This window comes from Kosakonia sp. YIM B13571 (assembly GCF_042788095.1).
Classification (GTDB): domain Bacteria; phylum Pseudomonadota; class Gammaproteobacteria; order Enterobacterales; family Enterobacteriaceae; genus Kosakonia; species Kosakonia quasisacchari.
This window is the reverse complement of sequence record NZ_JBHZPL010000002.1, coordinates 353,781-378,445: the sequence shown is the minus strand read 5'-3', so window position 1 is coordinate 378,445 and position 24,665 is coordinate 353,781. Positions and strand designations below refer to the sequence as shown.

Annotated in this window: 25 protein-coding genes; 11 read left to right on the top strand and 14 right to left on the bottom strand. The window is 51.3% G+C overall.

Translation table 11 applies throughout. From position 1 onward, the window contains the following. Positions 1-130 precede the first annotated feature (130 nt). Entirely contained in the window at positions 131-1,054 is a 924-nt protein-coding gene (locus ACFX4O_RS06910; protein WP_380207861.1) for a LysR family transcriptional regulator, read from the top strand. Between the two features lie 25 nt (positions 1,055-1,079). On the opposite strand, the gene ACFX4O_RS06905 is transcribed toward ACFX4O_RS06910, so the two are convergent. The 4 genes from ACFX4O_RS06905 to ACFX4O_RS06890 form a co-directional block, all read right to left on the bottom strand. Next, positions 1,080-1,685, bottom strand: coding sequence for a hypothetical protein (locus tag ACFX4O_RS06905; protein ID WP_380207860.1), 606 nt, complete (start codon positions 1,683-1,685; stop codon positions 1,080-1,082). Between the two features lie 636 nt (positions 1,686-2,321). Beyond that, positions 2,322-3,356, bottom strand: a complete 1,035-nt coding sequence (locus ACFX4O_RS06900; RefSeq protein WP_380207859.1) for a hypothetical protein — start codon at positions 3,354-3,356, stop codon at positions 2,322-2,324. Between the two features lie 10 nt (positions 3,357-3,366). Then, positions 3,367-4,905 (bottom strand): hypothetical protein, encoded by a 1,539-nt coding sequence (locus tag ACFX4O_RS06895; protein WP_380207858.1) that lies wholly within the window; start codon positions 4,903-4,905, stop codon positions 3,367-3,369. 37 nt (positions 4,906-4,942) lie between these two features. Continuing rightward, on the bottom strand, positions 4,943-5,446 hold the full coding sequence (locus ACFX4O_RS06890; protein WP_380207857.1) for an SMI1/KNR4 family protein: 504 nt from the start codon (positions 5,444-5,446) through the stop codon (positions 4,943-4,945). 118 nt (positions 5,447-5,564) lie between these two features. Between ACFX4O_RS06890 and ACFX4O_RS06885 the strand changes: the two genes are divergently transcribed. From ACFX4O_RS06885 to ACFX4O_RS06860, 6 genes are all read left to right on the top strand, one after another. After that, positions 5,565-5,789 carry a hypothetical protein gene (locus tag ACFX4O_RS06885; RefSeq protein ID WP_380207856.1) on the top strand — a complete coding sequence of 75 codons (225 nt, stop codon included), beginning with the start codon at positions 5,565-5,567 and terminating at the stop codon, positions 5,787-5,789. An 87-nt stretch (positions 5,790-5,876) separates the two neighbouring features. Then, positions 5,877-6,683: a MipA/OmpV family protein gene (locus ACFX4O_RS06880; protein WP_380207855.1), complete on the top strand. Its 807-nt coding sequence runs from the start codon at positions 5,877-5,879 to the stop codon at positions 6,681-6,683. 9 nt (positions 6,684-6,692) lie between these two features. After that, positions 6,693-7,808: a serine hydrolase domain-containing protein gene (locus ACFX4O_RS06875; protein ID WP_380207854.1), complete on the top strand. Its 1,116-nt coding sequence runs from the start codon at positions 6,693-6,695 to the stop codon at positions 7,806-7,808. A gap of 6 nt (positions 7,809-7,814) precedes the next feature. Continuing rightward, on the top strand, positions 7,815-8,144 hold the full coding sequence (locus ACFX4O_RS06870; protein ID WP_380207853.1) for a hypothetical protein: 330 nt from the start codon (positions 7,815-7,817) through the stop codon (positions 8,142-8,144). A gap of 23 nt (positions 8,145-8,167) precedes the next feature. Continuing rightward, positions 8,168-8,701 carry a DUF2975 domain-containing protein gene (locus ACFX4O_RS06865; RefSeq protein WP_380207852.1) on the top strand — a complete coding sequence of 178 codons (534 nt, stop codon included), beginning with the start codon at positions 8,168-8,170 and terminating at the stop codon, positions 8,699-8,701. A gap of 2 nt (positions 8,702-8,703) precedes the next feature. After that, positions 8,704-8,931: a helix-turn-helix domain-containing protein gene (locus tag ACFX4O_RS06860; protein WP_380207851.1), complete on the top strand. Its 228-nt coding sequence runs from the start codon at positions 8,704-8,706 to the stop codon at positions 8,929-8,931. A 78-nt stretch (positions 8,932-9,009) separates the two neighbouring features. Here the strand turns inward: ACFX4O_RS06860 and ACFX4O_RS06855 are convergent, their stop codons facing one another. Both ACFX4O_RS06855 and ACFX4O_RS06850 read right to left on the bottom strand, forming a co-directional pair. Beyond that, positions 9,010-10,473 carry a pyridoxal phosphate-dependent decarboxylase family protein gene (locus tag ACFX4O_RS06855; RefSeq protein WP_380207850.1) on the bottom strand — a complete coding sequence of 488 codons (1,464 nt, stop codon included), beginning with the start codon at positions 10,471-10,473 and terminating at the stop codon, positions 9,010-9,012. 17 nt (positions 10,474-10,490) lie between these two features. Next, positions 10,491-11,876 carry a diaminobutyrate--2-oxoglutarate transaminase gene (locus ACFX4O_RS06850; protein ID WP_131411098.1) on the bottom strand — a complete coding sequence of 462 codons (1,386 nt, stop codon included), beginning with the start codon at positions 11,874-11,876 and terminating at the stop codon, positions 10,491-10,493. Between the two features lie 648 nt (positions 11,877-12,524). On the opposite strand from ACFX4O_RS06850, the gene lysC reads away from it, so the two are divergent. From lysC to ACFX4O_RS06835, 3 genes are all read left to right on the top strand, one after another. After that, positions 12,525-13,886 carry a lysine-sensitive aspartokinase 3 gene (lysC, locus tag ACFX4O_RS06845; RefSeq protein ID WP_380207849.1) on the top strand — a complete coding sequence of 454 codons (1,362 nt, stop codon included), beginning with the start codon at positions 12,525-12,527 and terminating at the stop codon, positions 13,884-13,886. A gap of 270 nt (positions 13,887-14,156) precedes the next feature. After that, positions 14,157-14,444: a VF530 family DNA-binding protein gene (locus ACFX4O_RS06840; RefSeq protein WP_380207848.1), complete on the top strand. Its 288-nt coding sequence runs from the start codon at positions 14,157-14,159 to the stop codon at positions 14,442-14,444. A gap of 7 nt (positions 14,445-14,451) precedes the next feature. Then, entirely contained in the window at positions 14,452-15,750 is a 1,299-nt protein-coding gene (locus ACFX4O_RS06835; protein ID WP_380207847.1) for a glycoside hydrolase family 10 protein, read from the top strand. Here ACFX4O_RS06835 and ACFX4O_RS06830 read toward each other — a convergent pair. The 7 genes from ACFX4O_RS06830 to yahO form a co-directional block, all read right to left on the bottom strand. Then, complete coding sequence (locus ACFX4O_RS06830) at positions 15,747-16,916, bottom strand: hypothetical protein (protein WP_380207846.1); 1,170 nt, start codon at positions 16,914-16,916, stop codon at positions 15,747-15,749. The genes ACFX4O_RS06835 and ACFX4O_RS06830 overlap by 4 nt on opposite strands. A 163-nt stretch (positions 16,917-17,079) precedes the next feature. Further along, a complete protein-coding gene (locus ACFX4O_RS06825) occupies positions 17,080-17,631 on the bottom strand; it encodes an RNA polymerase sigma factor (RefSeq protein WP_380208041.1) in 552 nt (183 codons plus the stop codon). Positions 17,632-17,645: 14 nt separating this feature from the next. Next, a complete protein-coding gene (locus tag ACFX4O_RS06820; protein WP_131411108.1) occupies positions 17,646-18,080 on the bottom strand; it encodes a hypothetical protein in 435 nt (144 codons plus the stop codon). Between the two features lie 383 nt (positions 18,081-18,463). Continuing rightward, positions 18,464-18,865, bottom strand: a complete 402-nt coding sequence (locus ACFX4O_RS06815; RefSeq protein ID WP_131411114.1) for a fucose-binding lectin II — start codon at positions 18,863-18,865, stop codon at positions 18,464-18,466. A 10-nt stretch (positions 18,866-18,875) separates the two neighbouring features. Next, entirely contained in the window at positions 18,876-19,277 is a 402-nt protein-coding gene (locus tag ACFX4O_RS06810; RefSeq protein WP_131411116.1) for a fucose-binding lectin II, read from the bottom strand. Further along, complete coding sequence (locus ACFX4O_RS06805; RefSeq protein WP_131411118.1) at positions 19,274-20,845, bottom strand: hypothetical protein; 1,572 nt, start codon at positions 20,843-20,845, stop codon at positions 19,274-19,276. The genes ACFX4O_RS06810 and ACFX4O_RS06805 overlap by 4 nt, the downstream gene beginning before the upstream one ends. Positions 20,846-21,029: 184 nt before the next feature. Further along, positions 21,030-21,305 carry a DUF1471 family periplasmic protein YahO gene (yahO, locus tag ACFX4O_RS06800; protein WP_131411120.1) on the bottom strand — a complete coding sequence of 92 codons (276 nt, stop codon included), beginning with the start codon at positions 21,303-21,305 and terminating at the stop codon, positions 21,030-21,032. Between the two features lie 224 nt (positions 21,306-21,529). Here yahO and tehA point away from each other — a divergent pair, with 224 nt between their 5' ends. Beyond that, the gene (tehA, locus tag ACFX4O_RS06795; protein ID WP_380207845.1) at positions 21,530-22,483 is read left to right on the top strand and encodes a dicarboxylate transporter/tellurite-resistance protein TehA; all 954 of its coding nucleotides are present in this window, start codon (positions 21,530-21,532) and stop codon (positions 22,481-22,483) included. Positions 22,484-22,522: 39 nt separating this feature from the next. Here tehA and glgX read toward each other — a convergent pair whose 3' ends face one another. Next, positions 22,523-24,601 (bottom strand): glycogen debranching protein GlgX, encoded by a 2,079-nt coding sequence (gene glgX / locus ACFX4O_RS06790; protein WP_380207844.1) that lies wholly within the window; start codon positions 24,599-24,601, stop codon positions 22,523-22,525. Positions 24,602-24,665: the final 64 nt, after the last annotated feature.

Below are 24,665 nucleotides of genomic sequence, written 5' to 3'. Positions count from 1 at the left end.
AAATAACCTCTGCTGATTTTGTGCTTGCGGTAACTATAATTTCGCGAGATATATGGCGGAAGACGCAGCATTTGCATTAATACATTGCAGCAAACGCCATATCTGATCCTTCTGTTGTGGACGCGAACCGATGAGTGAACCCGATCTGAATTTGTTATTTGCACTGGATGTGCTGATCGCCGAACGCAGTGTGGCTGTAGCTGCACGGCGGCTGGGTCTGAGTGCCTCAGCGATGAGCCGAACACTCAGCCGTCTGCGGGAAACGACCGGCGACCCACTTTTAGTGCGCGCCGGACGCAATATGGTGCTGACGCCTTATGCAGAAACGCTTCGGGCACGCACGCAGAACGCCGTTTTCGAGGCGCGGGCGTTGCTGCGGCCCGCGCAACCGGAGCTCAATATTGCCTCGCTGGAACAGATGTTTACCCTGCGTGCCAACGATGGTTTTGTCGAAGCATTTGGTCCCAGGCTGATTGCAGAAATGGCGGCGGTAGCGCCAGGCGTGATGCTACGGTTTACGCCAAAGCCGGAGAAAGGCTCCAGTGCCTTGCGGGAAGGACGGGTTGATCTGGAAATTGGCGTGCTAAGCGAAATGGGACCAGAAATTCGCGTGCAGGCGCTGTTCAGAGATCGCTTTGTTGGCGTCGTCAGAGATACGCATCCGCTGGCGCAACGTAGTGAGGTGACAATCAACGAGTATGTCGCCTGGGGCCATGTCGTGGCGTCGCGTCGTGGGTTATCAAGCGGCCCGGTTGATGAAGGGCTGGCAGAGCAGGGCGTGCGCAGGAAAATAGCCGCTGTGGTGCCGGGTTTTCCTGCGGCATTAGCCGTGGCACGAGCGTCCGATCTTATCGCGCTTATCCCGGCCTCATTTCTTCTCAATCCCGCAACCAGGCAGGGAGTGACAATGTTTGAGCTGCCGGTAAAAACGCGCACCATTACCGTGTCTCAACTGTGGCACCCGCGTTCAGAAGTCGATCCTGCGCATCGCTGGTTGCGTCAGTTTATGCTGGGCGTGTGTCGGCGTTTAGTGCCAGATGAGAAGGGGAAGTGAATGCATTTCCCCCAGATGGATGCCGCTAGCGTTTTAGCATTTGCGCTTGCCGCGCCTCTATTTTTAACTGTTTTCGCCAGACTCGATTATGTAACGACAGCGCGATTGACCGATAAAATAGCGAGGAATTTATCCATTTAACATTCAGTAAAAAGAAAGCTAACCCTAGCACTGATGTTATCTGCGGCGTGTAATTATCCACCCCGCCGAATAATAGTGAGAAAAAGGCTGAGATAAAATACAAAATGGCCACCGCGCCCGTCAGCGCAATGACAAACAGGTGAGATTTAAGTCCCACCAGAGAGCCACGCGCGGTAAGCAACATGGTGGTCATAATCAGCACACAATAAACAGCCGCCGCAAAGAAAACGCCGACCAGCACTTTATATTCAGGTATGGATAGCCAGTTGAAAATAATCATCCAGAGAGAAGCTTGCGGCATGGCGTAGCAAAAAATAGCAAGTATCACACTGATACCTAAAGGGATTCCTGTCATATGCGTACCGACAGGCACACCGAATCGATTTTTTAGTCGCTCCTTTATCAATTCAAGCTGTTGTGGATCGTTTGTCGATATTTTCTTTGCGATAACATTACTTAACGCAAGGCTTTTTTTAATATATTTCATCATTGCCGGGTCAATTACTTCCTGTAAATGAAAATGATTGAATTAAACCAAAAATATATTTACCGGATTGCGTTATATTCTGCGGGTTTCGAATGGTGCCAGAAACCGCACTGCCGATAAATGCAGAAGAGCACGACAGTAAGTATCGCGGCGCCGCAGGAAATTGCCGTCGAACCGATCTCAGTGGCTAACGAGGGAGACTGGATAGTGGCAGATGCGCTTTCATCAGGGAACGCCCATGGCGGAATGAATGGTGTAATTGCGGGCAAGCACTAAGGCAAGAAAACCAGAGATAAATGACCACGGCAATAATCATGATGGCAAACCGCTGGATTCTATCTAACACCACCTTAGTGCGCATAATGTATATTATGTTAAATTGAATATTACCTGACCATTATGATTAAGCCCTGCCACAACTGAGATATCTATCCTGCACTATCCTGCACACAGGCCGCTGCCGCTCACCTCTTTTTGCAGCACACTTTTGATTCACGGCCTTCCTCTGGAACAGTCTGTTCTTGCCCGCCTCTCAGTAGTAATCAGCTTTGTGGTCTGAAAAGGACACCGTTGGCAGCAGCGCAGCATCTCCTTGCGTCGTAGAGTTACTGCGCTGTTTGTTCATTCCCGGCACCTGCTTCAGAGCAACGAAAAGTGCTGCATAATTTGCCAGCCGACAGAAAGTCCAACAACACAGGCCATCGTCGTCAGCGCAAAACGGTGACGCAATCGTGACTGGAGAAATTGTGTTTGTAACGCCGCAACAGCGTTATCCGTGTTGGTCTGGCGGTCGACGTGCTGCATCACGGCCTGAGTTAACTCTTGCTGCAATGTATCGCATTGGTTTGCGATAGTTTTGACTGAATCAAGCAGCGCCAGGCGATTTTGCTCAAGTTCGCCAAGCAATTGTTGATGAGACAACTGCTGTTCTTGTGCCAGCGACTGCTGTATTGACTCAACATACTGTTGCTGAACCGCATCGTTTTCTGCCATAGCCTGCTCAAGAATTTTATGCTGCCTTCCCTGCTCTGCCAGACTGCTTTGCAATTGCTGTGCAAAATCGGACTCGGAGCGCGCGACACGCTGTTCAAGCTCGGCCAGTAACGTCGCATTTGCCTCGCCGATTTTATTTTCTGCCTCCGTCACCCGTATTACACAGCCAATCAACTGCTGGGCCTGATCTTGCGTAACTCCTTTGGCATCCATCAGACCCTGGTTGGCCTTGTTAATTTCTTTTTGCTGTTCTTCCAGCAATACCTGCTGTTTCAGGATCTGGCCATTCTGTTCAGCAAGGGAACGCGTCTGGTCTTCCAGGATATTTTGTTGATTCAATAAAATCTGCTGTTGCTGGTTCAGTAGCTTGGAAAGAGCGGTGTTAACAATCAATAACTGAGAAGATTTTTGCGTCAGACGACCAATGGATTTATTGAGATCTATCTGCGCGTCCTGTAGTAGATCGCCACGATCGTTCAACCAGTTAGTGAAAAAGTTGCCATCCTTCTGTTCCTGCCGCAGGTGATCCACATGCTTTGCGCTCTTCTGAACGGATTTCTGCTCCTCAGTCATTCCGCTAATTAATTCTTTAATATTGCTGTCACGAAAGAAACGTTCCGGCAAGTCGGCGGATGAAAAGGCCTGAATGACCTGAAGTTCCTGCTTATTTAACGCACTCATCTTATTGTTCTCAAAGGTTTTTCAGAAAATCATCAATTTCAGACTGGCTTTCATTAATAAACGCAACCACAGCGGCGCTTTTCGCTACCTGCGCAGCCGTTTCTTGAGTTGTCCGCTCAAGACTTGCAAGGGTTGCCGTCGTCGAAATCGCGGCGGTGGCGAGGTTTGCCCCGATGACCTGATACTGCGTTACCGCCTTCGAGTAATTTTCAATATTGCCCAGAGAACTCTCTGCAAGCGTCACCAGTTCACCCGCAAACGCTTCCCGTCGTTTGCTGTCAGCGATCATCTCATCCATCATTTTTTCGTTCAGCGAGAAACGGGAGCGATCGAAAAACGTGTCAATTTGATAAGCGAGAAAAGCGGAAAGCAACCCGGTAGCGATACCCATCAGCACGGGCGTTAGCATATCTGCAAACAGTTTCAGGAACGGTAAAGTCGCCATAAACGTCGCGATGCTTTCATTTAATAACATACCGACTGACGTCACGATAACCGCAGTGAGGATCTTCAACCCTTCCTGCAACGCCTGTTGCACCGTCATATGTTCTGGTGGGAAGAAAATCATTTTAAATGCACGAAAAAGCCCCAACAGCCCTTCGCGGATCATGGTCACGAAACGTTTTGCGGTTGAGAGAAAATTGTTCAGCAAAAAGGTGAGCAAATTACTCATAAAACCACTCACGCCCCCCTGGAACATTTGCCCTAGCGCATCGGGGATCTTTTTTACTACGGATGCGATAACACGCATTAAGCGCTGGCGGATCTCCTCAAACAGTGTTTTGCCCGCTTCAACACCATGTTGAATAAGCACTTTGAATTCATTAAACAGGCCATTGACCAATTCAGTCAGTAACAGCCCCAGCGCCTGGCGCATTCCCATCTGCAGCGCCTGTTGGCCGCCGGTTTGTAATAACTCTTTGCCCTGCTTTTTCATCAGCGCCGAGTTCAGCGTTTTCGAAATATGCTCATCCGAGCGTCTCTGCGCCGCTGCGACCTTCTGCGGATCCAGTTCGAATCTTTCGCCATTTTTTTCTGCGAAGGTGTCGAGTTCACCGGCACCTTTAGAACGGTTTATCGATTTGTGTGTGGTCACCAGATTTTCATCGGCATTTGCCATTTTCACGACTTTTTCAACGCTGTCCCCGGTTTCCAGGGCAAAATGCACTTTCTTATTTTTCGACAGCGTCTTGAGTGAGGTGACATGATCGAGATCCATATCCGCAGCATCGGTCGCTTTACCGGTATAACCATCAACGCCGCCTGCACGAAGCTGCTGGCTTTTTTGCGTAAAATCACGGCTTTCATACTCTTCGCGCTGGTAGTCCTGGCGCGATTTCGCATGGCTGGAGATATCTTTATCGGCGATGTAATCGGCCTCTTCGCGTTCGAAGTTATGCAGCGTCGACACATTGCCGCCGTTGCGATCTTCAAACATGGCCGTTGAAAGCCCAAAGGGGCCGATAATTTGTGACAATACTTGCTGCTGACAATCATCAAAGAGTTTTTGCAGGCGCTGCTGTTTTAATTCTTCGTATGTTAAATCCATTTATCCTCCAGCCTGATCGAGCCGATGTTAAAAAGGTCTACCGCTGATCCACATATTGCGTGAACCACTGTGCAAAACTGTCCGCTTGTTTTTCACGCGCACCGTCGTCGTGCCAGAGCGTGATAATCTGACCTCGCGCGCCCTCTCCTACCGGATCGAGATCCAGGCAAAGATGATCGCCCGCCCCGTTATAAGTGAAAGGAATCCAGGCGGGGCTCCACCATACCGGGCGAATGCCGCTTTGCGGACTCGACTCAGCGCCTTCGAAGTCGCCGCCATCAAGCAACCCTTTCCAGATGCGCCATTCCTGTAAAATCCGCGAGGTGGATAAAAACTCTGAGTCATCAAACAGCCCGTGGCTGTTACCGTGTTGCCCATTGTGTATTTTCAGGCAGGCCACAAAATCGGTAGGCAAACTCATACCCAGCGCCTGCTCTAAAGTCGCAATCTCCGCGTCCGTTGCCGGTGGGGCGAGATCGGCTAATAAAGCAGGGTCGGCGTCTTGCAGAATGGCTTCCAGCTTTGTCCATTGTTGCTTCATTGTTTCCGCTCCTTTTAAATCCATCCATTTATTAACGGCATATTCGCCAGAGACTTAAGTGATATTTTTACGCGCAAAACTGTCTGAAAATGAGTTAATCACAGCGGACTGACATCTGATGTCAGCCATCCTGAAAAAGGATTTGCTGAAAACCGTCTCGTTCCATGGACCACCAACAACGATGTCCCGGGAAAGCGAATTTTCAAACCGTAAAACGCATAAATCTTCCGCACCATTATTTAAGAAAAGTAATGATGATTTTCTTACCTGTGAACCTGTCCATCCTGCCTCCCTGACGTCGCTTCTTTGCCAAACCACCTTTTTTACCCTCGATGACAATTAAAATAAAACAATAAAAACTTATTGTAAAACGATAAACTCCAGGCTAGCCTGCATCCACTTCAACCACCTTTGCCAGGAGAGGCATCGAATGAAAAGAAGTCTGCAACAGGGTGTTTTGTACTCTGTATTACTCATCTGTGCGCCAACACACAGCGCGGAGTTTTCTGGTTTTGCCGGGCTGGGCGTCAGCGCTCGTCCCATTTACTCAGGTTCGAACCACACGGCAGTGGGACCACTGTTGAAAGCGGGCGTGAATATTCATAGCGAAAACTGGGGGCTGTTCGGTCTATCTACCGACGGGCTGATATGGGGACTGACACCGGACTCGCCTTTCAGCGTAAGCCTGTTGTTAACGCAAGATGAGGCGCGAAAAGAGGTGTTTAACTACCCATTTTCTGGCAGGAAAAACCGCGATCTGCAAGGGATGGGGAACCTGTCAGCAGCGGTGATGACGGGTGCAGATCTGCGCTACCAACAAGAGAACTGGACGTTGTGGCTGCGCCTGTTAACCGCCACTGAAAAGCAGCATTATGGCGGCGAAGCGCCGGGCAGAAGTATGATCGTCACGAGCGGCGCGGAAGCCCAACTCTGGCGCTGGCAGAGTGCAACACTCTCGGTCGGCGGTGATATAAGTTGGGCGAACAGGGTTTACCAGCAGCGCCACTACGGCGTGACGGCGCGCCAGGCACAACGCACCGATTTTGCAGTTTATTCCCCTTCATCAGGCCTCCAGCAAGGTGGCTTGTATGCCGAACTGGTGTGGCAGTTCGATAAAAACCTGGCAGCAGGATTGACCAGCCGCGCGCAGTACCTGTTCGATGAAGCGGGGAGTAGCCCACTGGTGAACAGCCGGATGCAGTACACCCTGTCGTCACTGATCCAGTACACATTCTGAGGCGGCGCCATGAGCAAATGTCACTTTCGCAGTCGAGCTCGTCTGCTCGCTGCGGGCGCGGTGTTTATTACACTGATTGCCGCAGGCATTTACCTGCAACCCGGCTTTAGCACTCCATCTGCTCGCCAGACGGGAGATGCCAGTTTGGTGTCGTTTTTAACGCCATTACTGAAAGGAACGCGAGGCAGCGTCGCCGCCGCGCTAATTACACCGAGCGGGATTCAATACGCACTCTGGGACAGTGATTACAACCGACAATATGAAATCGCCAGTCTGACCAAAACCATGACCAGCAGTTTACTGATGGAAGCATTTCGCCGGGGTGAAGCGACAGCGCAAACCCGCGTCGGCGATCTTATTCCGGAAATCAGCGGCCCGGCGCGAGAAATTACCCTTGAGCAACTGGCATCCCATCGTGCTGGCCTGCCGCCGTTAGCCTCATCGCTGCGCCAGAAGATCCGGGTGATCAGCCAGATAATCCTGCGTGAAAACTTCTGGGAGTATGACGAAAAATCAGTCATCGAAATGGTGAATAACTCCCACTTAGCCGCCCCCGCCAGGTTTGATTATTCCAACACCGGCTACGCCTTGCTGGGCCTGGCGCTATCGCGAGCTGCGCATCAACCTTTTAATACGCTATTGCAAACGCGGGTTTTTGCACCAACGAAAATGGCAAACACTGCCGTTGCCGACGCGTTAACCCCCGACACGCCCACATTTCGCCACGGTTGGGCGGTGTCCGGGTTTGCCGAAGCGCCATGGATACAGCGCGCGTTCACACCGGCTGCCGGTGTGCGTTCAACCATCGTCGATATGGCACATTATGCTCAAGCCTTACTGGCGGGCAAACTTGCCGGTAGCGCGGCAATGCCGCCACGGTTTGCTACCGACGATGCAGATTCACGCGTGGGTTACGCCTGGTTTACCACCCGTATTCGTGGGCGGGACATCACCTGGCACGACGGTGAATCCTCCGGTTTTGCCTCCGCCATTGCGTTCGATCCACAGCAACAATCCGCAGTGGTGATCCTCTCAGATACGGCGTGGCCCGTTATTGGCCCGGCAATGCGCCTGTTATTAACACAGACACCGGCTAAAACGGACGTTCATCATGAACTGGATTGACATATTGTGGGCGATATTAACCTTTATCTCGGTCATTCTGTTTATTTGCGGCTCATGGGTCGCACGTTACAAAATACGGTTGTTGAACTACATCATGCTGGCTTTGATTGTCATTTATTGTGCCGAGATGATGCAGACAATCACACATCTGACCATGACAGGTTACCTGTTCAGAATGCTGACATGGACCGTTCAGGCTTCGTTTATGGCCATCAGTATTTATCGCGCGTGGCCAGCGCCCTGGTTAACTCGCACCCCGCGCGTACTGGCGGCTGGCAAGATTGCCATTTCATTGATGCTTATGTCATGCTTGAGCATGCTGGTTTTAAAATATAATCCTTAATTCAGGAAGGTACAAAGTGAAAGGTATACGAAATAAACTCAGCCTGGTGTTTATCTCAGGGATATTACCGCTCTTTTTCATCCTCGCCTTAATTACACCCCTGTGGTTATATTTTTCCGGTGAGTCGTTTTTTATTTCCAGCATGCTTAAATTTGCCGATATGCAACCAGAAAGCCAGCCAGTGACTTCCGTATCACCGCTTCACCAGTTACTGCTATTGATCATTCTCTATTTTCCCGTTGGGTTATTTGCTTTTGCTATCTGGCAAGGAATGCAGGTGATGCGCCTGGTTGGTAAACGGCAAATCCTCAACCTGGCGCTGGCGCGTTGTGTGCGTAATATTGCATTGATGATGCTAAGCCTTGGCGTCGTATTGCCGGTGTGCCGCTTTTTAATACCGTTGGTCGTCTGGTGGCCAGAAAAATATTATCAGGTCACCGTGCTGATTGGTGATGTGATTCTGTTGCTCACCGGCGGCTTGTTATTTGTGACGTTTCACGCCATGCTCGCGGGGATCAAAGCGGAAGAAGAAACCAGGGAGTTTATTTAACTATGGCTGTGGTGGTTCATCTGGACAAACTGCTGGTAGAGAAAAAAATGACGTCCAGAGCGCTGGCGGCCTTTATCGGTATCACCGAGCAAAACCTCTCGCTGCTCAAGTCCGGCAAAGTAAAAGGTATTCGATTCGATACGCTGGCTAAAATTTGCGAAGCCATGGAGTGTCAGCCCGGCGACATTATCTCCTGGGAACCCGACCCCGTTGCGCCAGACGAAGAGTGACGCACAGATAAGCGTTTTGCAGACAATAAAAAAGCCGACAACATCGCTGCTGTCGGCTTTTTTTATTTACAGCGTGAATCAGGCGTTCTGTAACTGCTGCCCACAGGCAACCACGCTTGCCAGCAGAACTTTGACGTCCTCCAGGCAAACCGTCGGGTTCAGCAACGTCAGCTTCAGGCATGTCACCCCGTCAGCTTCCGTTACGCCAACGTTGGCGCTCCCGGAGGCCAACAGCGCATCGCCGATACGCTGGTTCAGCAACGCAACACTTGCTGTATCACCATTTTGCGGGCGGAAACGGAACAGCACGCTGGCCAGTTGCGGCTGCATTACCAATTCCAGCTGCGGTTGCTCAGCAACAAACTGCGCCACCTGCTGCGCCAGCGTAACGCCATTATCAATAATTTCGGCGTACTGCTTTTTACCCAGCGCTTCAAGACCCATCCACAACTTCAGCGCATCGAAACGGCGCGTCGTTTGTAATGATTTCGACACCAGGTTTGGTACGCCCTGCTCTTCGTCAAAGTCAGAGTTCAGGTAGGCCGCCTGGTAACGCATCAACTGGTAGTGGCGCGCATCTTTCAGCAGGAACGCGCCACAGCTGATGGTCTGGAAGAATTGCTTATGGAAATCCAGCGTTACGGAATCAGCAAGCTCAAGGCCATTGAGGAAATGGCGATACTTCTCAGAGAGCAGTAACGCGCCGCCCCAGGCCGCATCAACGTGAACCCAAATCTGCTGTTCGGCAGCCAGCGCGGCGATTTCCGCTAACGGATCAATTGCTCCGGCATCGGTGGTGCCGGCGGTGGCAACAATGGCCATCACCTGCTCACCATTGGCTTTCGCCTCGGCCAGTTTCTGCGCCAGATCGTTAAGATCCATACGCGAGAACGCATCCGTTTTCACCAGCGTGACGGACTGGTAACCCAGCCCCATCAGCGCCATGTTCTTCTGCACAGAAAAGTGCGCATTTTCAGAACATAACACTTTAATTTTGCTGAGATTACCGGTTAAGCCGTGCTGCTGAACGGAGTGGCCCTGGCGAGCAAAAAAGGCATCGCGCGCCAGCATCAAACCCATCAGATTGCTCTGCGTGCCGCCGCTGGTGAATACGCCAGCGTCTCCGGCCGGGTAACCCACCTGCTCACGCAACCACGCGATAAGTTTCATCTCGATAATGGTCGCTGACGGACTCTGATCCCATGAATCCATGCTCTGATTCGTGGCGTTGATCAGCACTTCCGCTGCCTGGCTAATCACCAGGCTCGGGCAGTGCAGATGCGCCACACATTGCGGGTGATGCACGGACAGACTGTCTTTGAGGAAATACTCAACGGCACGTTCAATAGCGGCCTGGTTACCCAGGCCCTGAGACGTGAACTCTAAATTGATGCGCTCACGTAATTCCGCGACAGTTTTGCCCTGATACATTTCAGGTTGCTTGAGCCACTGCACAACCGCTTGCGTGCTCTGCTCAATCGCTTCCTGATAGGCAGCAATACTCTGCGCGGAACCCGAGAGAATCGGATTTAAATCAGACATTCGCTCACTTACTCCGATTAAACAGGCTTCACGCCAGCGCTCAGCAGCGCGTTTTCAAATTTATCGAGGAAAATTTCCAGCTCTGCGTTGCTGATCAGCAGCGAAGGCAGCAGACGGAGTACGCAACCGCCACGGCCGCCGCGCTCAAGGATCAGACCCGATTCGAAGCATTTTTTCTGCAACAGTGCAGAAAGTTCGCCGTCTGCCGGGTAGCAGCCCATATGATCCTGGGCTTCCTGTGGCTTAACGATCTCAATACCGATCATCAGGCCCAGGCCACGAACATGACCAATGACCGGGAAACGTTTTTGCATTTCTGCCAGTTTGCCTTTCAGCCATTCGCCCTGCTCTGCCACTTTATCGGCGATGCGATCTTCTTTGAGGATCTTCAGCGTTGTGAGGCCCGTCGCCATCGCCAACTGGTTGCCACGGAAGGTGCCAGTGTGGTGACCCGGTGCCCAGGCGTCGAACTGTTTTTTGATGCCCAGTACCGCCAGCGGCAAACCGCCACCGACTGCTTTGGACATCACAATGATGTCTGGCTCAATACCCGCGTGTTCGAAGGCGAACAGCTTGCCAGTACGAGCGAAACCAGCCTGCACTTCGTCCAGGATCAGCAGAATACCGTGTTCCTGGGTCACTTTACGGATGCGCTGCAGCCACTCGACTGGCGCCGGGTTCACACCGCCTTCGCCCTGCACCGCTTCCAGGATCACCGCAGCCGGTTTACGCACGCCGCTTTCAACGTCGTTGATCAGGTTTTCAAAGTAGTAGGTCAGCGCTTTCACACCGGCTTCGCCGCCGATGCCCAGCGGGCAACGATACTGGTGCGGGTAAGGCATAAACTGCACTTCCGGCATCATGCCGTTCACCGCTTCTTTCGGCGACAGGTTGCCCGTTACGGAGAGCGCGCCGTGCGTCATGCCGTGATAACCGCCAGAGAAGCTGATAATACCGGAACGACCGGTCACTTTTTTCGCCAGCTTCAGCGCCGCTTCTACGGCGTCCGCGCCGGAAGGCCCGGTGAACTGCAGGCAATATTCTTTGCCCTGACCCGGCAGCAAAGAGAGCAGATATTCTGAAAACTCATCTTTTAACGGCGTGGTCAGGTCGAGCGTATGTAACGGTAAGCCACTGGTAATGACACTTTGGATGCTTTGAATCACATCAGGATGATTATGGCCCAGCGCCAGAGTCCCGGCACCTGCAAGGCAGTCAAGGTATTGATTATTCTCAACATCGGTGATCCAGACGCCCTGCGCTTTGGCAATCGCTAACGGCAATTTACGCGGATAGCTTCTGACATTGGATTCAAATTCAGCCTGTCTTGCTAAGAAGGTCTCATTGCTTTGCGGGAATGAATTAGCACTCAAAGAATCAATACGGACTTTATCCGTCATCATATCTCTCCTACAACCTGGGTTGTTTTAACACCGGGTTGAATAAGGGTTTAAGGGGGCTTGTAAAAAACGCGGCTAATATATGTGTTTTCAGCAGCGGACTCAATCTTTTATTTTGTCAGGTCATTTATGTCATTTATGTCATTTTCTTTAAAAATCAATGACAAAAAATATTTTTGCGTGGGGGTTGTTCAGCATCAATTGTAACCAATTCTGTTACAAGAATATTCCAGGCTACCTCGTGAACAACGCCATAATAAGACTCCCTTTTTAATATTTGTGCTCTTTTTATGTTATTAGAACGTTATTTAAGCCAAACTTCGCCAGCAACTGCTGAATAAATCATGATATTTTCCATTGGTTTATTGCAAATGCTGAGGAAAATATCGATTCAGCGAGTTAAATCACTTACTATGCCCGCGATAAAAATCCCTAAGCCGAAAAAAGGAAGCATCTATTTAGCCATTAATGCGCATCACACCCGGTAACTCGTGAGAGGCAATACAGGTTATCGACAACGGGAGCAGAATCCTGGGTTGTAAAAAGAAATGTTCGCGGGCGGACATTTCGTAAGGCGAAGCATTCTTCCCTTATGCCGAGAATGAAAATTTTCATGCCATTAAAATGATGGCGCCCTGATATGAGATTGTTATGACTCGCATTTATCCACACACCATCGTTGCCAAATTTGGCGGAACCAGTGTCGCCGATTTTGACGCGATGAGCCGCAGTGCCACTATTGTCCTTGCTGATAAAGATGTTCGTCTGGTTGTTTTGTCTGCCTCCGCTGGCGTCACCAACCTGTTAGTCGAACTCTCTGGCGGTCTGGAAAGCAGCGTTCGACAAGATAAGATCGACACCCTGCGCACCCTGCAATACAACATTATTTCACGCCTGAAACAGCCAGAAGCCATCGGCCAGGAGATCGACCGCCTGCTCGACAATATCAGCCACCTTGCGGCCATGTCCGCTGACTCCCGGTCAGACGCGCTGTGCGATGAGCTGGTGAGCCACGGGGAGCTGATGTCTTCCTTGCTGTTTGTGGAGGTCTTGCGCGAACACGAAGTGGAAACGCAGTGGTTTGACGCGCGCAAAGTCATTCGCACAAACGACACTTTCGGCTGCGCAGTACCGATAGTCAGCGAGATTGCAGAACGGGTGGAAAAGCATTTGCGCCCGCGCATTGCGCAGTCGTTGGTGGTCACTCAGGGCTTTATTGGCAGCGACGCGGCGGGGCAAACCACCACGCTTGGTCGTGGCGGTAGCGATTACACCGCCTCATTGCTGGCAGAAGCGCTGCAGGCAGCGCGAGTGGATATCTGGACCGATGTCGCAGGGATTTATACTACCGATCCCAGAATCGTCGCCCAGGCGAAGCGCATTGACACGCTCTCATTTTCGGAAGCCAGTGAAATGGCGACCTTTGGCGCGAAAGTGCTGCATCCCGCAACCTTGCTCCCGGCGATGCGTAAAAACATTCCGGTTTTTGTCGGCTCAAGCGCCCAGCCGCGCGCGGGCGGAACGCTGGTATGCCGTGACACGCATGAACCGCCGCGTTACCGTGCGCTGGCCATTCGGCGTCAGCAAACGCTATTAAAATTATCCAGCGTGGATGGGCAGCCTGCACACCGTTTTTTGGCACAGATGTTCGGCATTTTGTCGCGTCATGACGTCGCCATGGATCTCGTGACCACCTCGGAAGCCAGCATTGCGCTTATCCTCAACTCTACCGGCTCAACGTCCGGTGAAGCGGACACGCTAACGACCTCGCTGCTTACCGAGCTGTCATCGCACTGCCATGTCGAAATCGAGACCGGGCTGGCATTAGTTTCGCTTATTGGTAACGCACTCTCGCAGGCTCCGGCGATGTGCAAAGAGGTTTTCGCCAGGCTGGAAAGCCATGCCGTGCGGATGATTTGCCATGGCGCTTCCAGCCATAATCTCTGTTTCCTGCTTCCTGCGGAATCCGCCGACAGTGCGGTAAAAGCGTTACACCGTCACTTATTAGAATAACGACGCGTAGGAACAGGTTAGTGCTGGCAGAGTTTCTGCCAGCACTTAACCCAGAAAGCCTCTCACAAGCACTCGCCCACCGCTTCCTCCTTTTACTCGTGACGCCGCTACGCTGAAAGTCGTCTTGCTGAAGATGGCCGAAACAGCCGTGATCCGGAAAAAGTCGCCCTTGCCTGTTTGGGCTGTAACGTTTAGCAGCGCAAAGCCCGTGACGCTCAGCGGGCTTTCTTGTAACCTTCCGCGCAACTCTTTCCGAAAACTGGACTTCCCATGGCCGCTCATATTTCAAAAGATCCTTTGCACGGCGTGACGCTTGAAATGCAAGTTAACGCGCTGGTCGCCCGCTACGGTTGGACCGAACTCGGCAAACGCATCAATATCAATTGCTTTAAGAACGATCCAAGCGTTAAATCCAGTTTGAAATTTTTACGACGCACGCCCTGGGCGCGCGCGGAAGTCGAGGCGCTGTATCTCGAATCACTGGAAGAGAACGCCCCGGCCAAATCAGACGAACCTGCGTTTAACCCGTGGACCAGCGGTCGAGCGCCTAAGAGCTAATTTTCAGATGTCACTACAAAAGTCAGCCGTGCTTATTGCCACTGCGCTTTTACTCGCCAGTTGCGCCTCAAAAGCGCCGAAATCACTCGTCACACCGTTGCCACCGGTGGCAAAACAACCGCTCGCAACGACGCCGGCAAAAAATACACAACCGGTGCGCGGCATCTGGCTGGCGACAGTGTCGCGTCTCGACTGGCCGCCGGTAAATTCGGTCAACCTGAGTGCCTCGTTACGTGTTAGCCAGCAGCAGGAAGCGCTGAGAAACAAGCTGGATAAGCTGAAAAACCTCGGCATCAATACCGTCTTTTTCCAGGTCAAACCCGATGGCACCGCGCTGTGGCCGTCGAAGATTTTACCCTGGTCAGATATGCTGACCGGCACGATTGGGCAGGATCCGGGTTACGATCCGCTGCAATTTATTCTTGATGAAGCGCACAAACGCGGCATGAAAGTGCATGCGTGGTTTAACCCCTACCGCGTTTCGGTCAATACCAAACCATCGACCACGGCAGAGCTCAACCGCACATTATCCCTGCATCCGGCCAGCATTTTTGTGCTGCATCACGACTGGATCCGCACGGCGGGCGACCGTTTTGTGCTCGATCCCGGTATTCCGGAAGTACGCGACTGGATAACCAGCATCGTTGCCGAAGTGGTGGCACGCTACCCGGTCGATGGCGTGCAGTTTGACGACTATTTCTACTCGGAAACCCCCGGTTCTGCGCTGAATGACAGCCAGACATACCGGCAATATGGCCAGGCGTTTAGTTCAAAAGCCGACTGGCGGCGCAACAATACTCAGCAATTGATTGAGCAGGTTTCACGCACCATTCGACAACTCAATCCTAATGTAGAATTCGGCGTGAGCCCGGCAGGAGTCTGGCGTAACCGCTCATTCGACACCGCCGGTTCGGACACGCGTGGCGCAGCAGCGTATGACGAGTCGTTTGCCGACACGCGCCGCTGGGTGCAACAAGGGTTACTGGATTACATTGCCCCGCAAATCTACTGGCCATTCGCGCGCGATGCGGCGCGTTACGATGTGCTGGCAAAATGGTGGGCGGATGTCGTGAAACCGACAAAAACGCGTCTCTACATCGGTGTGGCGCTGTATAAAGTAGGGGAATATTCGAAGAATGAGCCCGACTGGACAGTCAACGGCGGCGTGCCTGAGCTGAAAAAACAGCTCGATTTAAACGAATCGCTGCCGCAAATTAACGGCACGATTTTGTTCCGCGAAAGTTATCTGGAACAGCCGCAAACTCAGCAGGCAGTGAATTATTTGAAGAGCCGCTGGGGCGGTTAAGCAGGAAGGAAAAATTTTTGATAGTTTCCCCGGGGGTTCTCGTACTCAGATTCTCCAATTAACGTGCCGTCGGGGAACACGCTGTAGTTGAATGCTTGATATGCAATGCTCTCCATGAATATCCGATAACTATCTATTCCGGCATAGTTAATGAAATCGTTTTTTTCATCAGCAAAATATTTCTCAATTGCCCGCATTAACTGCAAATCAATGCCCACAATAATTGCGTTTTCATATTTATTTTTATGTCTGTTTAATATAACAAACTCCCCCCCAAAAAAGTGCTCTACTCTGAAGGAATATTGTTGCAAATGGCTTTCGCCACCGTTCATTAATTTATCAGCAAGCGTGAAAAGATTAGCAAACTTGAACCATGCTGCATAATTCCTAACTTTTACCCATTCGGCTGAAAACTCAATTTCGTAACCTGTATTTCCCCCTGGCGGATCGACATAAATGATCGCGCTATTAACGGGCTGCTTTTCACCACGTAGGGCAGAATGCATCGCATAACCATTATTGATATTAGTTGTGGGACTGTTCAGCCAGGGATCTACCTGTTTATCTAAAGCTCGTTTTAACGACGATTTAATCTCAGAGGGGTCATTAATCTGCAACGCGTATGAGCTTTTAGATTCAAAAATAACTCTTTGTTTATTACTGTTCTCAAATAAAAAATCCGCTATTTTCACTCTCTTCATAGAATCAGGCAAAGCAGCTATATGAGCCTTCACTTGAACATCGGAAGCCAGATGCCCCACGAAAATGTAACCTAATTTATAACTCAGTAGTAAAGATATGCCTTGCCCCAGCCGTCCTATTAGGCTTGTTAATGTCACATCATTGACAACTGTATCAATGTCATCAACGAGCCTCAAATTATCATTTTTTGCCAATTTAATCAGTTCATGAGCAGACAAGATAAGTCCCAGGCTATGAAAGCTATAATTGCGCTGAATAAGGAAATCTGTTTTTACTACGGCGTGAGCCAATTGCCATAGGGTAAATTCGAGTGGCGGATGTGGTATCGCAAAATCATCCCATTTCGCATGATTGGGTAATTTTTTTAACGTAATATGCTTCAAGTTCCATTCAAAAACGTCAACATTAATAACTTTCCTGCTGCCTTTGAAAAGATACGCGAATTCTTTAATATATCTAAGCATGTCTGTTATCCTTACCAGAAACATGATTTCTAGAGAAAGTTCTCAATAATACTCATTATTCGAAAGCAAAAACAATCCTTTCCTACTAAATTATTCCTGTTCTTGGTTAACAGAGAGCTATTAAAAAACCTCTAGTCAATATATGTTTGCTCAGCGTAGTTATTCACTCAGCAATTAATTCATCATAAACATTGCGCAGCCTGCTGCGCAGATAGAGCACCGCCTTGTGTTTACGGGACAACAGCGCCTGCATGCTGACGCCCGTCTCCTCCACCAGCGCCTTGTAACTCATGCCCTCAAGCTCGGTCTTTTCGAACACCTCGCGCTGGGCGGGTGGAAGTTCCGCCAGCGCGCTTTCCAGTTCTTGCCATAACAATTCGCGCAGATACTCCTCTTCTGGCGTTTGCGGCACGCCAAACAGCGTTTCCGCCAACTCATCTTCCGCAAAATCGCTCTCATCGTCACCGCCGTTGAAAAAAACGGACAGCGACAGCTCACGTTTTTTACGCGCCCTGTCGGTCATTTCATTGCGCGCGGCGCGAAACAACCAGGCGGCAACATTCTCCACCGGTTGTTCCACATTCATCAGTTGATAAGTCACTTCCTGCAAAATGTCGTCAGCGTCATCGCGCACTGCCGTGCGCCCACGAATAAACGCTTTCAGGCGTGAGCGGCAGGCATTCAGCGCGTTAACCAGCAAAGACTCGCCGTCCATGGTTTTCACCGTACTCACTCAGCATCCGGTTTTTTTGCACTGCTATCGTCAGGCTGATGGCGGTCATCCGCCCTTTCATCCCAACGCGCCCGCCAGCCACAGCGATCGCGGTGACCAAAACCTTCGCGGCGCTGCTGGATAAAGGCTTCACGCTGCTCCGGCGTCATTTGCATCCAGCGTTCGTGCATACGTCGACGTGCCATGCCAAACATTCCCCCATGGAATCCCAGTCCGCCAAACAGAATGCGGCTCAGCACTAACAGCCCCAGCGCCTGCCAGAAACCAATGCTTTTCACGCCAAGAATTGCCGGTAACAGTGCGTTCCATAAGGACATCACCAGCAGCCCTAACGCGATAAATACCACCACGCCAATGATCAACGGTTTCATCATGCGGTGCCGACCAAAGCCGTGACCGTGCCTGTGCCCATGCATATCAAAATCTCTCATCTTTTATCTACTCCATCAGGTTAGTGAATAATCGCTTGTGATGATGTAGACGGATGAGCGGTAAAAATATTGCCAGGGAAATGCAAATAAATACCACCGGAGTGCAATAAGGAATCAACTCATTGAAAAATAATGTTTTATCTTAGTCGCAACCCGACGGAGATTTTTGATGTCATTCTACGAATAACATCGTTATTTCCCTTTAAATCTCTGTGCGCAGGCACGCTAGCGCCCGCAAAACAGACAGATTGCGAGAGAAAGCATTCACCGAATGGATAAATGATTTTGCCAAACCAGCAAGGGAAATCAAGGCATATCAGGGAAATGGGCCATTTCGGCGAGAGACAGGAGTGCCGAAGCACTCCTGATGAGGGAAAAACGCCTTACCCTACGTTTTCAAACCATTGCAGCTGGAAAAATGAGTCATTGTAATCTTTGTCAGTTGAATCCTCGCTGGCGAAGATATATTTGCCGAAAAAGACTGACGCACCGCGGGTAATAATATCCTGCGTCCAGAGAACGTTTGAAAAACGCTGTCCGCCGTTGGTGCCGATCAAAACAGTATAATTACCCGAGTTATCCGCCTGAAAAAAACCACTGCCAACTTGCGTTGGCGTACCGCCGCTTGAGCTTGCACCCTGCACGGTAAACACCACGTTGGAGAGGCTGTCTTTCAGTTGAATAAACTGGTTCGCCGAGCTTTGTACCAGCACCGACCAAAACACGACTTTACCCGGCGGAATAACGATAGCAATGCCATTGCCACTAACAGGTCCTATCGACATGTTCTTCTCCTCAGCCAATGCTGTTAAACCAGGTTAATGTCAGGCAGGTGTCGTTATAGTCCTGATCGGCACCATCTTCGGAAATAAAATTAAAGCAACTGGAATAGATCTGGCTGCCGATATTGAGCGTCATTTCCTCCCACATCACTTGCGACCAGGATTGCCCATTGTTGTAGCCCAGATAGACGGTATAGGTTCCCGTCCCGGACGCGACAAACGTTCCCTGACCGATCTGCGTCGGTGAATGCCCACCTGTCGATGCTCCATTGGCCTGAAAGACCGGGTTATTCGCCGAATCCCGCACCTGAACGTATTGCGCCCAGGACGCCTGAACATTAGCCGTCCAGAAGACCGTTTTTCCTGGCGGCAACGTAATCACGATGCCATTTCCTGAAACCGGGCCGACACTCATAATTTGCTCCTGCTTTCGCCTGAAGTTGGACGCGGCTGCGTCTTCGCGTGGCCGGTCGCGAGCAAAGTTTTCGCGCTGTCGCCACAGTCAAATTGCGGGCGCTGTGCTTTCAGCGCGGCGCAAATCTGGGTATCCATTGTCGTTTGAACGGATTCGGTGAAGTTATTCGGGAACGGTGCTGCCGTATCAAAGATCGGGCGCAGTTGCTGGTAATAAGCGTTATTAACGATCTGCGACTGCTGCCAGAAAGGCTGGGTAGCCACCAGCAGCGTGCGCCACGGCGTGCCGGCAGGAAGATCCTGAGACTGCACGATGTAATTTTTCATCGCCACGCCGGTCATCATGGTGGTGAATGCCTGTGCGTCACGACTGCACTGGCTACCCGGCTTGCAGGTGGCCGCGCTGGAAACGAAGCTATCCTGGAATAGCAGTGGCTGTGCTTTTTGTCCCCACGGCACCGGAATGACATACAACGGTGCGCTTTGCGACGGACGATAAAGGTTCACGTAGAACGACTGTTCAGAAAACCCCATCTCCGTACTGGATTGCCCGGTGGCAAATGCCTGCTCAGGGGTCACGCCCGTGCCATTGTAAAAATAGCCGTTGGTACATTGATTAATACCGACACCTTTTTTCTGGCAAGTGTCCGATAAGGCAACCAACTGCGAAATCACTGCGTTATCCGGCGGCATTTGCATGGCCTGCGGCATTGCGTTCAGGCCATAGCGCTGCACATAGGCGTTGATGTAATTGGAAGGCACCGCCCAGTGCCCATTAAAACTGCCTGCCAGCGCCGGCACTGCAGAGGGCAGCGAGTTCATATAGCTCAGTAAATTATCAAGCGTGTTTTGCTGGGTAATCGCCTTGTCAAACGCGTAGATAAAATTCATACACAGCCAGCTGGGAATACCCCAAAGTTGGCCTTTATAGGTCGATCCGGCAAGTGCAACCGGCCACGGCGCATCTCCGCTAATTTGCGCGGGGTTGATAAGCTGGTTATCCGCCAGAAATCCCAGATACAACACATCCAGCTCAACGACATCAAACCCCTCCGTTCCCAGAATGGTGCGCAGCTTATTGAAGTCATAAATCTTGACCTCCTGACTAAGCACGGCATTCAGCAACACGTCCGGATGTTGTGCCTGCCAGGTTTTCACCACATAAGCGACCAGGCTTTCAAAATTATCCGTCGGTAACGTGGGCAGGTACGAATAGAGCGACACGTTAAGCACGCGGTTTTGCTGGCCATTCAGCACCAGCGTCTGGTTCGGCCCTTTCGGGGTCAGCGTCATAGCACGGGTTTGCAGGTTATTGCAGTTCGCCCAGTTAATGATCGGTGGATTGGGTCGGCTGGTATTTTGCCCGACATAAAAACTTTGCCCTGGCTCAACCTTAATAAACCAGTCGAAGCTGCCGCCGGACGCGCGGGTCCAGCCGTCAACCGTACAGGTTATCGGCGATGATGAAGTATTTTTGAGAATTAACTGACCTGCAAACACGCCAGTGCTGGCAAGGATGAATAATACGATGGCAAAGACGCGCATCGTCATTCGTAAGATGACGCCCATACAAACTCCTCTATTACTGCGGTAGAAAAAAGAAAATAGATGCGCAGGCATATTTACGCTGCGCACCAATATATTCAGCCAATAAGAGTCTTTAAATTAAAACCTAACTATTACGATATTCGATATATTCAGACCAGATTCTTTCGCAAATAAAAAACCTCCAGCAGGAGGAGGTTTTATTCTTCTATTTTTTCTTGTAAACATCGGCCGTTGCGTGGATTTTTTTCCTTGTTTGATCGGACGTTACGACATACACATCGCCGCCCTTTTCATCCGCCAGCTTGCTTAACGCATGGCGGGCATCCATTGGTGACATCTCGTCGGATGTTGCAATCTCGCCAACCTTTTCATATTGCGAAGAAACTTTTTCAAACTCTGATTTTTCCATTAATTTAGCGGCCCAGGCATTACTCGCCAATAATGTTAACGCGCTAATAATCACTAAACTTTTTTTGTTCATCAGGCATTCTCCGGATTGTTTTGAGATGGCTGTAAATAACAGAAAAGCACAGTCGATCATTTACTCTTTAACGGTAGACCAAGCCATAAATAATTCAATGTGATTAATTAATCGGTTATTTAATCAACATATTAAGCTGAATAAAAAGTAAAACGTGCATATGAAATGTCATATATAATGGCGCGCGTCTTACTTCAGGGCTTATACATTTCAGGAGTTTGGTGATGAAAGATTCACACCTCAACCTTCCAGCCGGTTACTTTGGCATCGTGCTTGGCATCATCGGGCTGGGTTTTTCCTGGCGTTTTGCTGCCACTATCTGGCCAGTCACGCTGCTGCCTGCGGATGGCTTAATCATTCTGGCGATGGTCATCTGGGCGCTACTGATGCTGGCATTTATTAGTAGAATGCTCCGTCACGGCACGAGCGTGCTGGAGGAGATCACCCATCCGCTGAAAAGCAGTTTTGTCAGCCTGGCACCAGCCACGTCGATGCTGGTCGCCATTGGTCTTGCGCCGTGGTTCCACACGCTGGCGCTGGGGCTTTTTCTTGTTGCTGTCATTGTTCAGCTTACCTACTCCGCCTGGCAAACCGCCGGGTTATGGCGCGGTCAACACCCGAAAGAAGCCACAACACCGGGGCTTTATTTGCCAACGGTTGCCAACAACTTTATCAGCGCGATGGCCTGCGGCGCGTTCGGTTTTAACGATGTCGGGATGTTGTTTCTCGGCGCCGGGATCTTCTCCTGGCTGAGTCTTGAGCCTGCGATCCTGAGCCGGATGCGTAATCTTGATGAAATGTCGCCCGCCGTGCGCACATCGCTTGGCATTCAGATGGCACCTGCATTCGTGGCCTGTAGCGCCTGGCTGAGCGTCAATGGCGGGCAGGCCGATGTTTTCGCCAAACTGTTGTTCGGCTATGGCTTGCTGCAGATGCTGTTCATGATAAGGCTGATCCCCTGGTACAGTTCGCAGCCGTTTAACCCGTCGTTCTGGAGTTTTTCATTCGGCGTGGCGTCACTGGCGACCACCTCGATTCGCCTTGGACACGGCGCCCCAGGCGGCGCACTGTACTGGATGTCATTTCCGCTGTTTATTGCGGCCAATTTGGTGATCGCGCTGTTGATGGTAAAAACCTTCGCGCTGTTACTGCGGGGCAAATTACTGATCCGCGCATAATACAGAATGCGCCAGGCATTTCCCCTGGCGCAGTGCTGATTACGGGCGACGGAACAGCACAATACTGCGCCCTTCCAGTTCGAAATCCTTCTCTTTGGTGATCACAATCCCGCTTTTCGCGCTATCCGCGGTGGTCAGCTCCAGCACCCAACCGCCTTCGCCGAACTGCGGAATGCGAAACGGCACTGTACCTTCAAACGGGTTAAACAGCATCAGCACGTCATGCCAGATCCCTTCTTCTTCCTGCAAATCCGGACGCCCGATATAAACGCCAAGCGTCGTGCCTTCATCCCACTGCTCCGGCAACTGCTCGCCGCCGCCCGCGTTGTACCAGCGGATCTCCATACCATCGCGCCAGTTCTCGCGCCGCAGGATCGGCTGCGAGGCCCGCAACGCCAGCACATGACGGGTGAATTCTAACAGCGCTTTACCGTTGCCGCTTTGCGGCGCGTCCCAGTCGATCCACGAGATTTCGCTGTCCTGACAGTAGCCATTGTTGTTGCCCTGCTGGGTGCGGCCAAACTCGTCCCCGGCCAGCAACATTGGCGTGCCGTGGGAGAAGAACAGCGTCGCGAGGAAGTTGCGTTTTTGCCGCTCGCGCACGGTGTTGATGCCTTCGTCTTCGGTCGACCCTTCCGCGCCGTAGTTGTAGGAACGGTTATCATTGTGGCCGTCGTTATTTTCCTCGCCGTTGGCTTCATTATGTTTTTCGTTGTACGACACCAAATCGTTCAGCGTAAAACCATCGTGGGCGGTAATAAAATTCACACTTGCCCACGGGCGACGCCCGCGCTGATCGTACAGATCGCCGGAGCCCAGCAAGCGGGCGGCAAAGTCCGTCGACACGTTATCGCCCTTCCAGTATTCACGCAGCGTGTCACGGTATTTGTCGTTCCACTCCGCCCAGCCCGGCGGGAAACCGCCCACCTGATAACCGCCGGGGCCGATGTCCCACGGTTCGCCAACCAGTTTCAGTCTGGATAACAGCGGATCCTGCGTCATGGCATCAAAAAACCCGCCGCGCTGGTCGAACCCTTCTGGTTCGCGCCCAAGAATGGTCCCCAGATCAAAGCGAAAACCGTCGATATGCATCGATTCTGCCCAGTAACGCAGCGAATCCATCACCATCTGCAACACGCGCGGATGCGAGGTATTCACCGTATTGCCAGTACCGGTGTCATTGATGTAATAGCGGTGCTGATCCGGCAAGGTGCGGTAATAAGAGAAGTTATCGATGCCTTTAAACGACAGGGTTGGCCCCAGTTCGTTGCCTTCTGCCGTGTGGTTATAAACCACATCGAGGATCACTTCGATCCCGGCATCGTGAAACGCCCGTACCATATCGCGGAAGCCCTGAATGCCGCGCGGCCCGTAATAGCGTGACGCCGGAGCGAAGAAACCGAGCGTGTTATAGCCCCAGAAATTGCGCAGGCCTTTATCGAGTAAATGCTGATCGTCCGGGAACCAGTGTACCGGCAGCAACTCGACGGACGTAATGCCGAGACTTTTGATGTACTGCACGGTGGCCTTATGTCCCATCCCTTCGAACGTACCGCACAACTCCGGCGGCAGCGCCGGATTAAGCTGTGTGAAGCCTTTAACATGGGTTTCATAGAAAACCGTGCGCGGCCAGGGAATGTTCGGTCTTGCGCCATCCTGCCAGTCGAACGCTTGCGGGTCGATAACCCGGCATTTGGGCGTAAACGGCGCGCTATCCTGGGTATCAAAGGTCAGGTCTTTATCTTCATGGCCTAAATCGTAAGCGTAATGGGCCGCGTTCCACTCGATATCGCCGACCAGTTCGCGGGCATAAGGGTCAATCAATAATTTATTGGGATTAAACCGGTGGCCGTTTTCCGGCTCAAACGGGCCATGCACCCGATAGCCGTACAGCGTGCCGGGTTGCAGGCCTGGCACATAACCGTGCCAGATCTCGTGCGTGTTTTCCGGCAGATCAAACCGGGCGATCTCCTGTTTGCCATCAGGGGCGTATAAACAGAGCTCCACACGATGCGCATGCGCTGAAAAAAGGGCAAAGTTGACACCCTCGCCATCGTAATTCGCACCGAGTTGCTGGCCGTGCCCCGCCGTGATGTAAAAACGTTTTCCGTCAGACATTGCTTCCCCTTGATCGCCTGTAAAGTCTCACCAGACATAACGATTGATGTACCGCACCCTTTTC

Excerpts from the sequence above, each read along its gene's own strand:
- ACFX4O_RS06860 (WP_380207851.1), top strand. The coding sequence starts at position 8,704 with ATGGCTGTGGTGGTTCATCTGGACAAACTGCTGGTAGAGAAAAAAATG.
- ACFX4O_RS06840 (WP_380207848.1), top strand. The coding sequence starts at position 14,157 with ATGGCCGCTCATATTTCAAAAGATCCTTTGCACGGCGTGACGCTTGAA.
- yahO (WP_131411120.1), bottom strand. The coding sequence starts at position 21,305 with ATGAACAAAAAAAGTTTAGTGATTATTAGCGCGTTAACATTATTGGCG.
- ACFX4O_RS06805 (WP_131411118.1), bottom strand. The coding sequence starts at position 20,845 with ATGGGCGTCATCTTACGAATGACGATGCGCGTCTTTGCCATCGTATTA.
- ACFX4O_RS06905 (WP_380207860.1), bottom strand. The coding sequence starts at position 1,685 with ATGATGAAATATATTAAAAAAAGCCTTGCGTTAAGTAATGTTATCGCA.
- lysC (WP_380207849.1), top strand. The coding sequence starts at position 12,525 with ATGACTCGCATTTATCCACACACCATCGTTGCCAAATTTGGCGGAACC.
- glgX (WP_380207844.1), bottom strand. The coding sequence starts at position 24,601 with ATGTCTGACGGAAAACGTTTTTACATCACGGCGGGGCACGGCCAGCAA.
- ACFX4O_RS06910 (WP_380207861.1), top strand. The coding sequence starts at position 131 with ATGAGTGAACCCGATCTGAATTTGTTATTTGCACTGGATGTGCTGATC.
- ACFX4O_RS06820 (WP_131411108.1), bottom strand. The coding sequence starts at position 18,080 with ATGAGAGATTTTGATATGCATGGGCACAGGCACGGTCACGGCTTTGGT.
- ACFX4O_RS06885 (WP_380207856.1), top strand. The coding sequence starts at position 5,565 with ATGTCAGCCATCCTGAAAAAGGATTTGCTGAAAACCGTCTCGTTCCAT.
- ACFX4O_RS06810 (WP_131411116.1), bottom strand. The coding sequence starts at position 19,277 with ATGAGTGTCGGCCCGGTTTCAGGAAATGGCATCGTGATTACGTTGCCG.
- tehA (WP_380207845.1), top strand. The coding sequence starts at position 21,530 with ATGAAAGATTCACACCTCAACCTTCCAGCCGGTTACTTTGGCATCGTG.
- ACFX4O_RS06875 (WP_380207854.1), top strand. The coding sequence starts at position 6,693 with ATGAGCAAATGTCACTTTCGCAGTCGAGCTCGTCTGCTCGCTGCGGGC.
- ACFX4O_RS06855 (WP_380207850.1), bottom strand. The coding sequence starts at position 10,473 with ATGTCTGATTTAAATCCGATTCTCTCGGGTTCCGCGCAGAGTATTGCT.
- ACFX4O_RS06825 (WP_380208041.1), bottom strand. The coding sequence starts at position 17,631 with ATGGACGGCGAGTCTTTGCTGGTTAACGCGCTGAATGCCTGCCGCTCA.
- ACFX4O_RS06830 (WP_380207846.1), bottom strand. The coding sequence starts at position 16,916 with ATGCTTAGATATATTAAAGAATTCGCGTATCTTTTCAAAGGCAGCAGG.
- ACFX4O_RS06900 (WP_380207859.1), bottom strand. The coding sequence starts at position 3,356 with ATGAGTGCGTTAAATAAGCAGGAACTTCAGGTCATTCAGGCCTTTTCA.
- ACFX4O_RS06850 (WP_131411098.1), bottom strand. The coding sequence starts at position 11,876 with ATGATGACGGATAAAGTCCGTATTGATTCTTTGAGTGCTAATTCATTC.
- ACFX4O_RS06815 (WP_131411114.1), bottom strand. The coding sequence starts at position 18,865 with ATGTCGATAGGACCTGTTAGTGGCAATGGCATTGCTATCGTTATTCCG.
- ACFX4O_RS06880 (WP_380207855.1), top strand. The coding sequence starts at position 5,877 with ATGAAAAGAAGTCTGCAACAGGGTGTTTTGTACTCTGTATTACTCATC.
- ACFX4O_RS06895 (WP_380207858.1), bottom strand. The coding sequence starts at position 4,905 with ATGGATTTAACATACGAAGAATTAAAACAGCAGCGCCTGCAAAAACTC.
- ACFX4O_RS06890 (WP_380207857.1), bottom strand. The coding sequence starts at position 5,446 with ATGAAGCAACAATGGACAAAGCTGGAAGCCATTCTGCAAGACGCCGAC.
- ACFX4O_RS06835 (WP_380207847.1), top strand. The coding sequence starts at position 14,452 with ATGTCACTACAAAAGTCAGCCGTGCTTATTGCCACTGCGCTTTTACTC.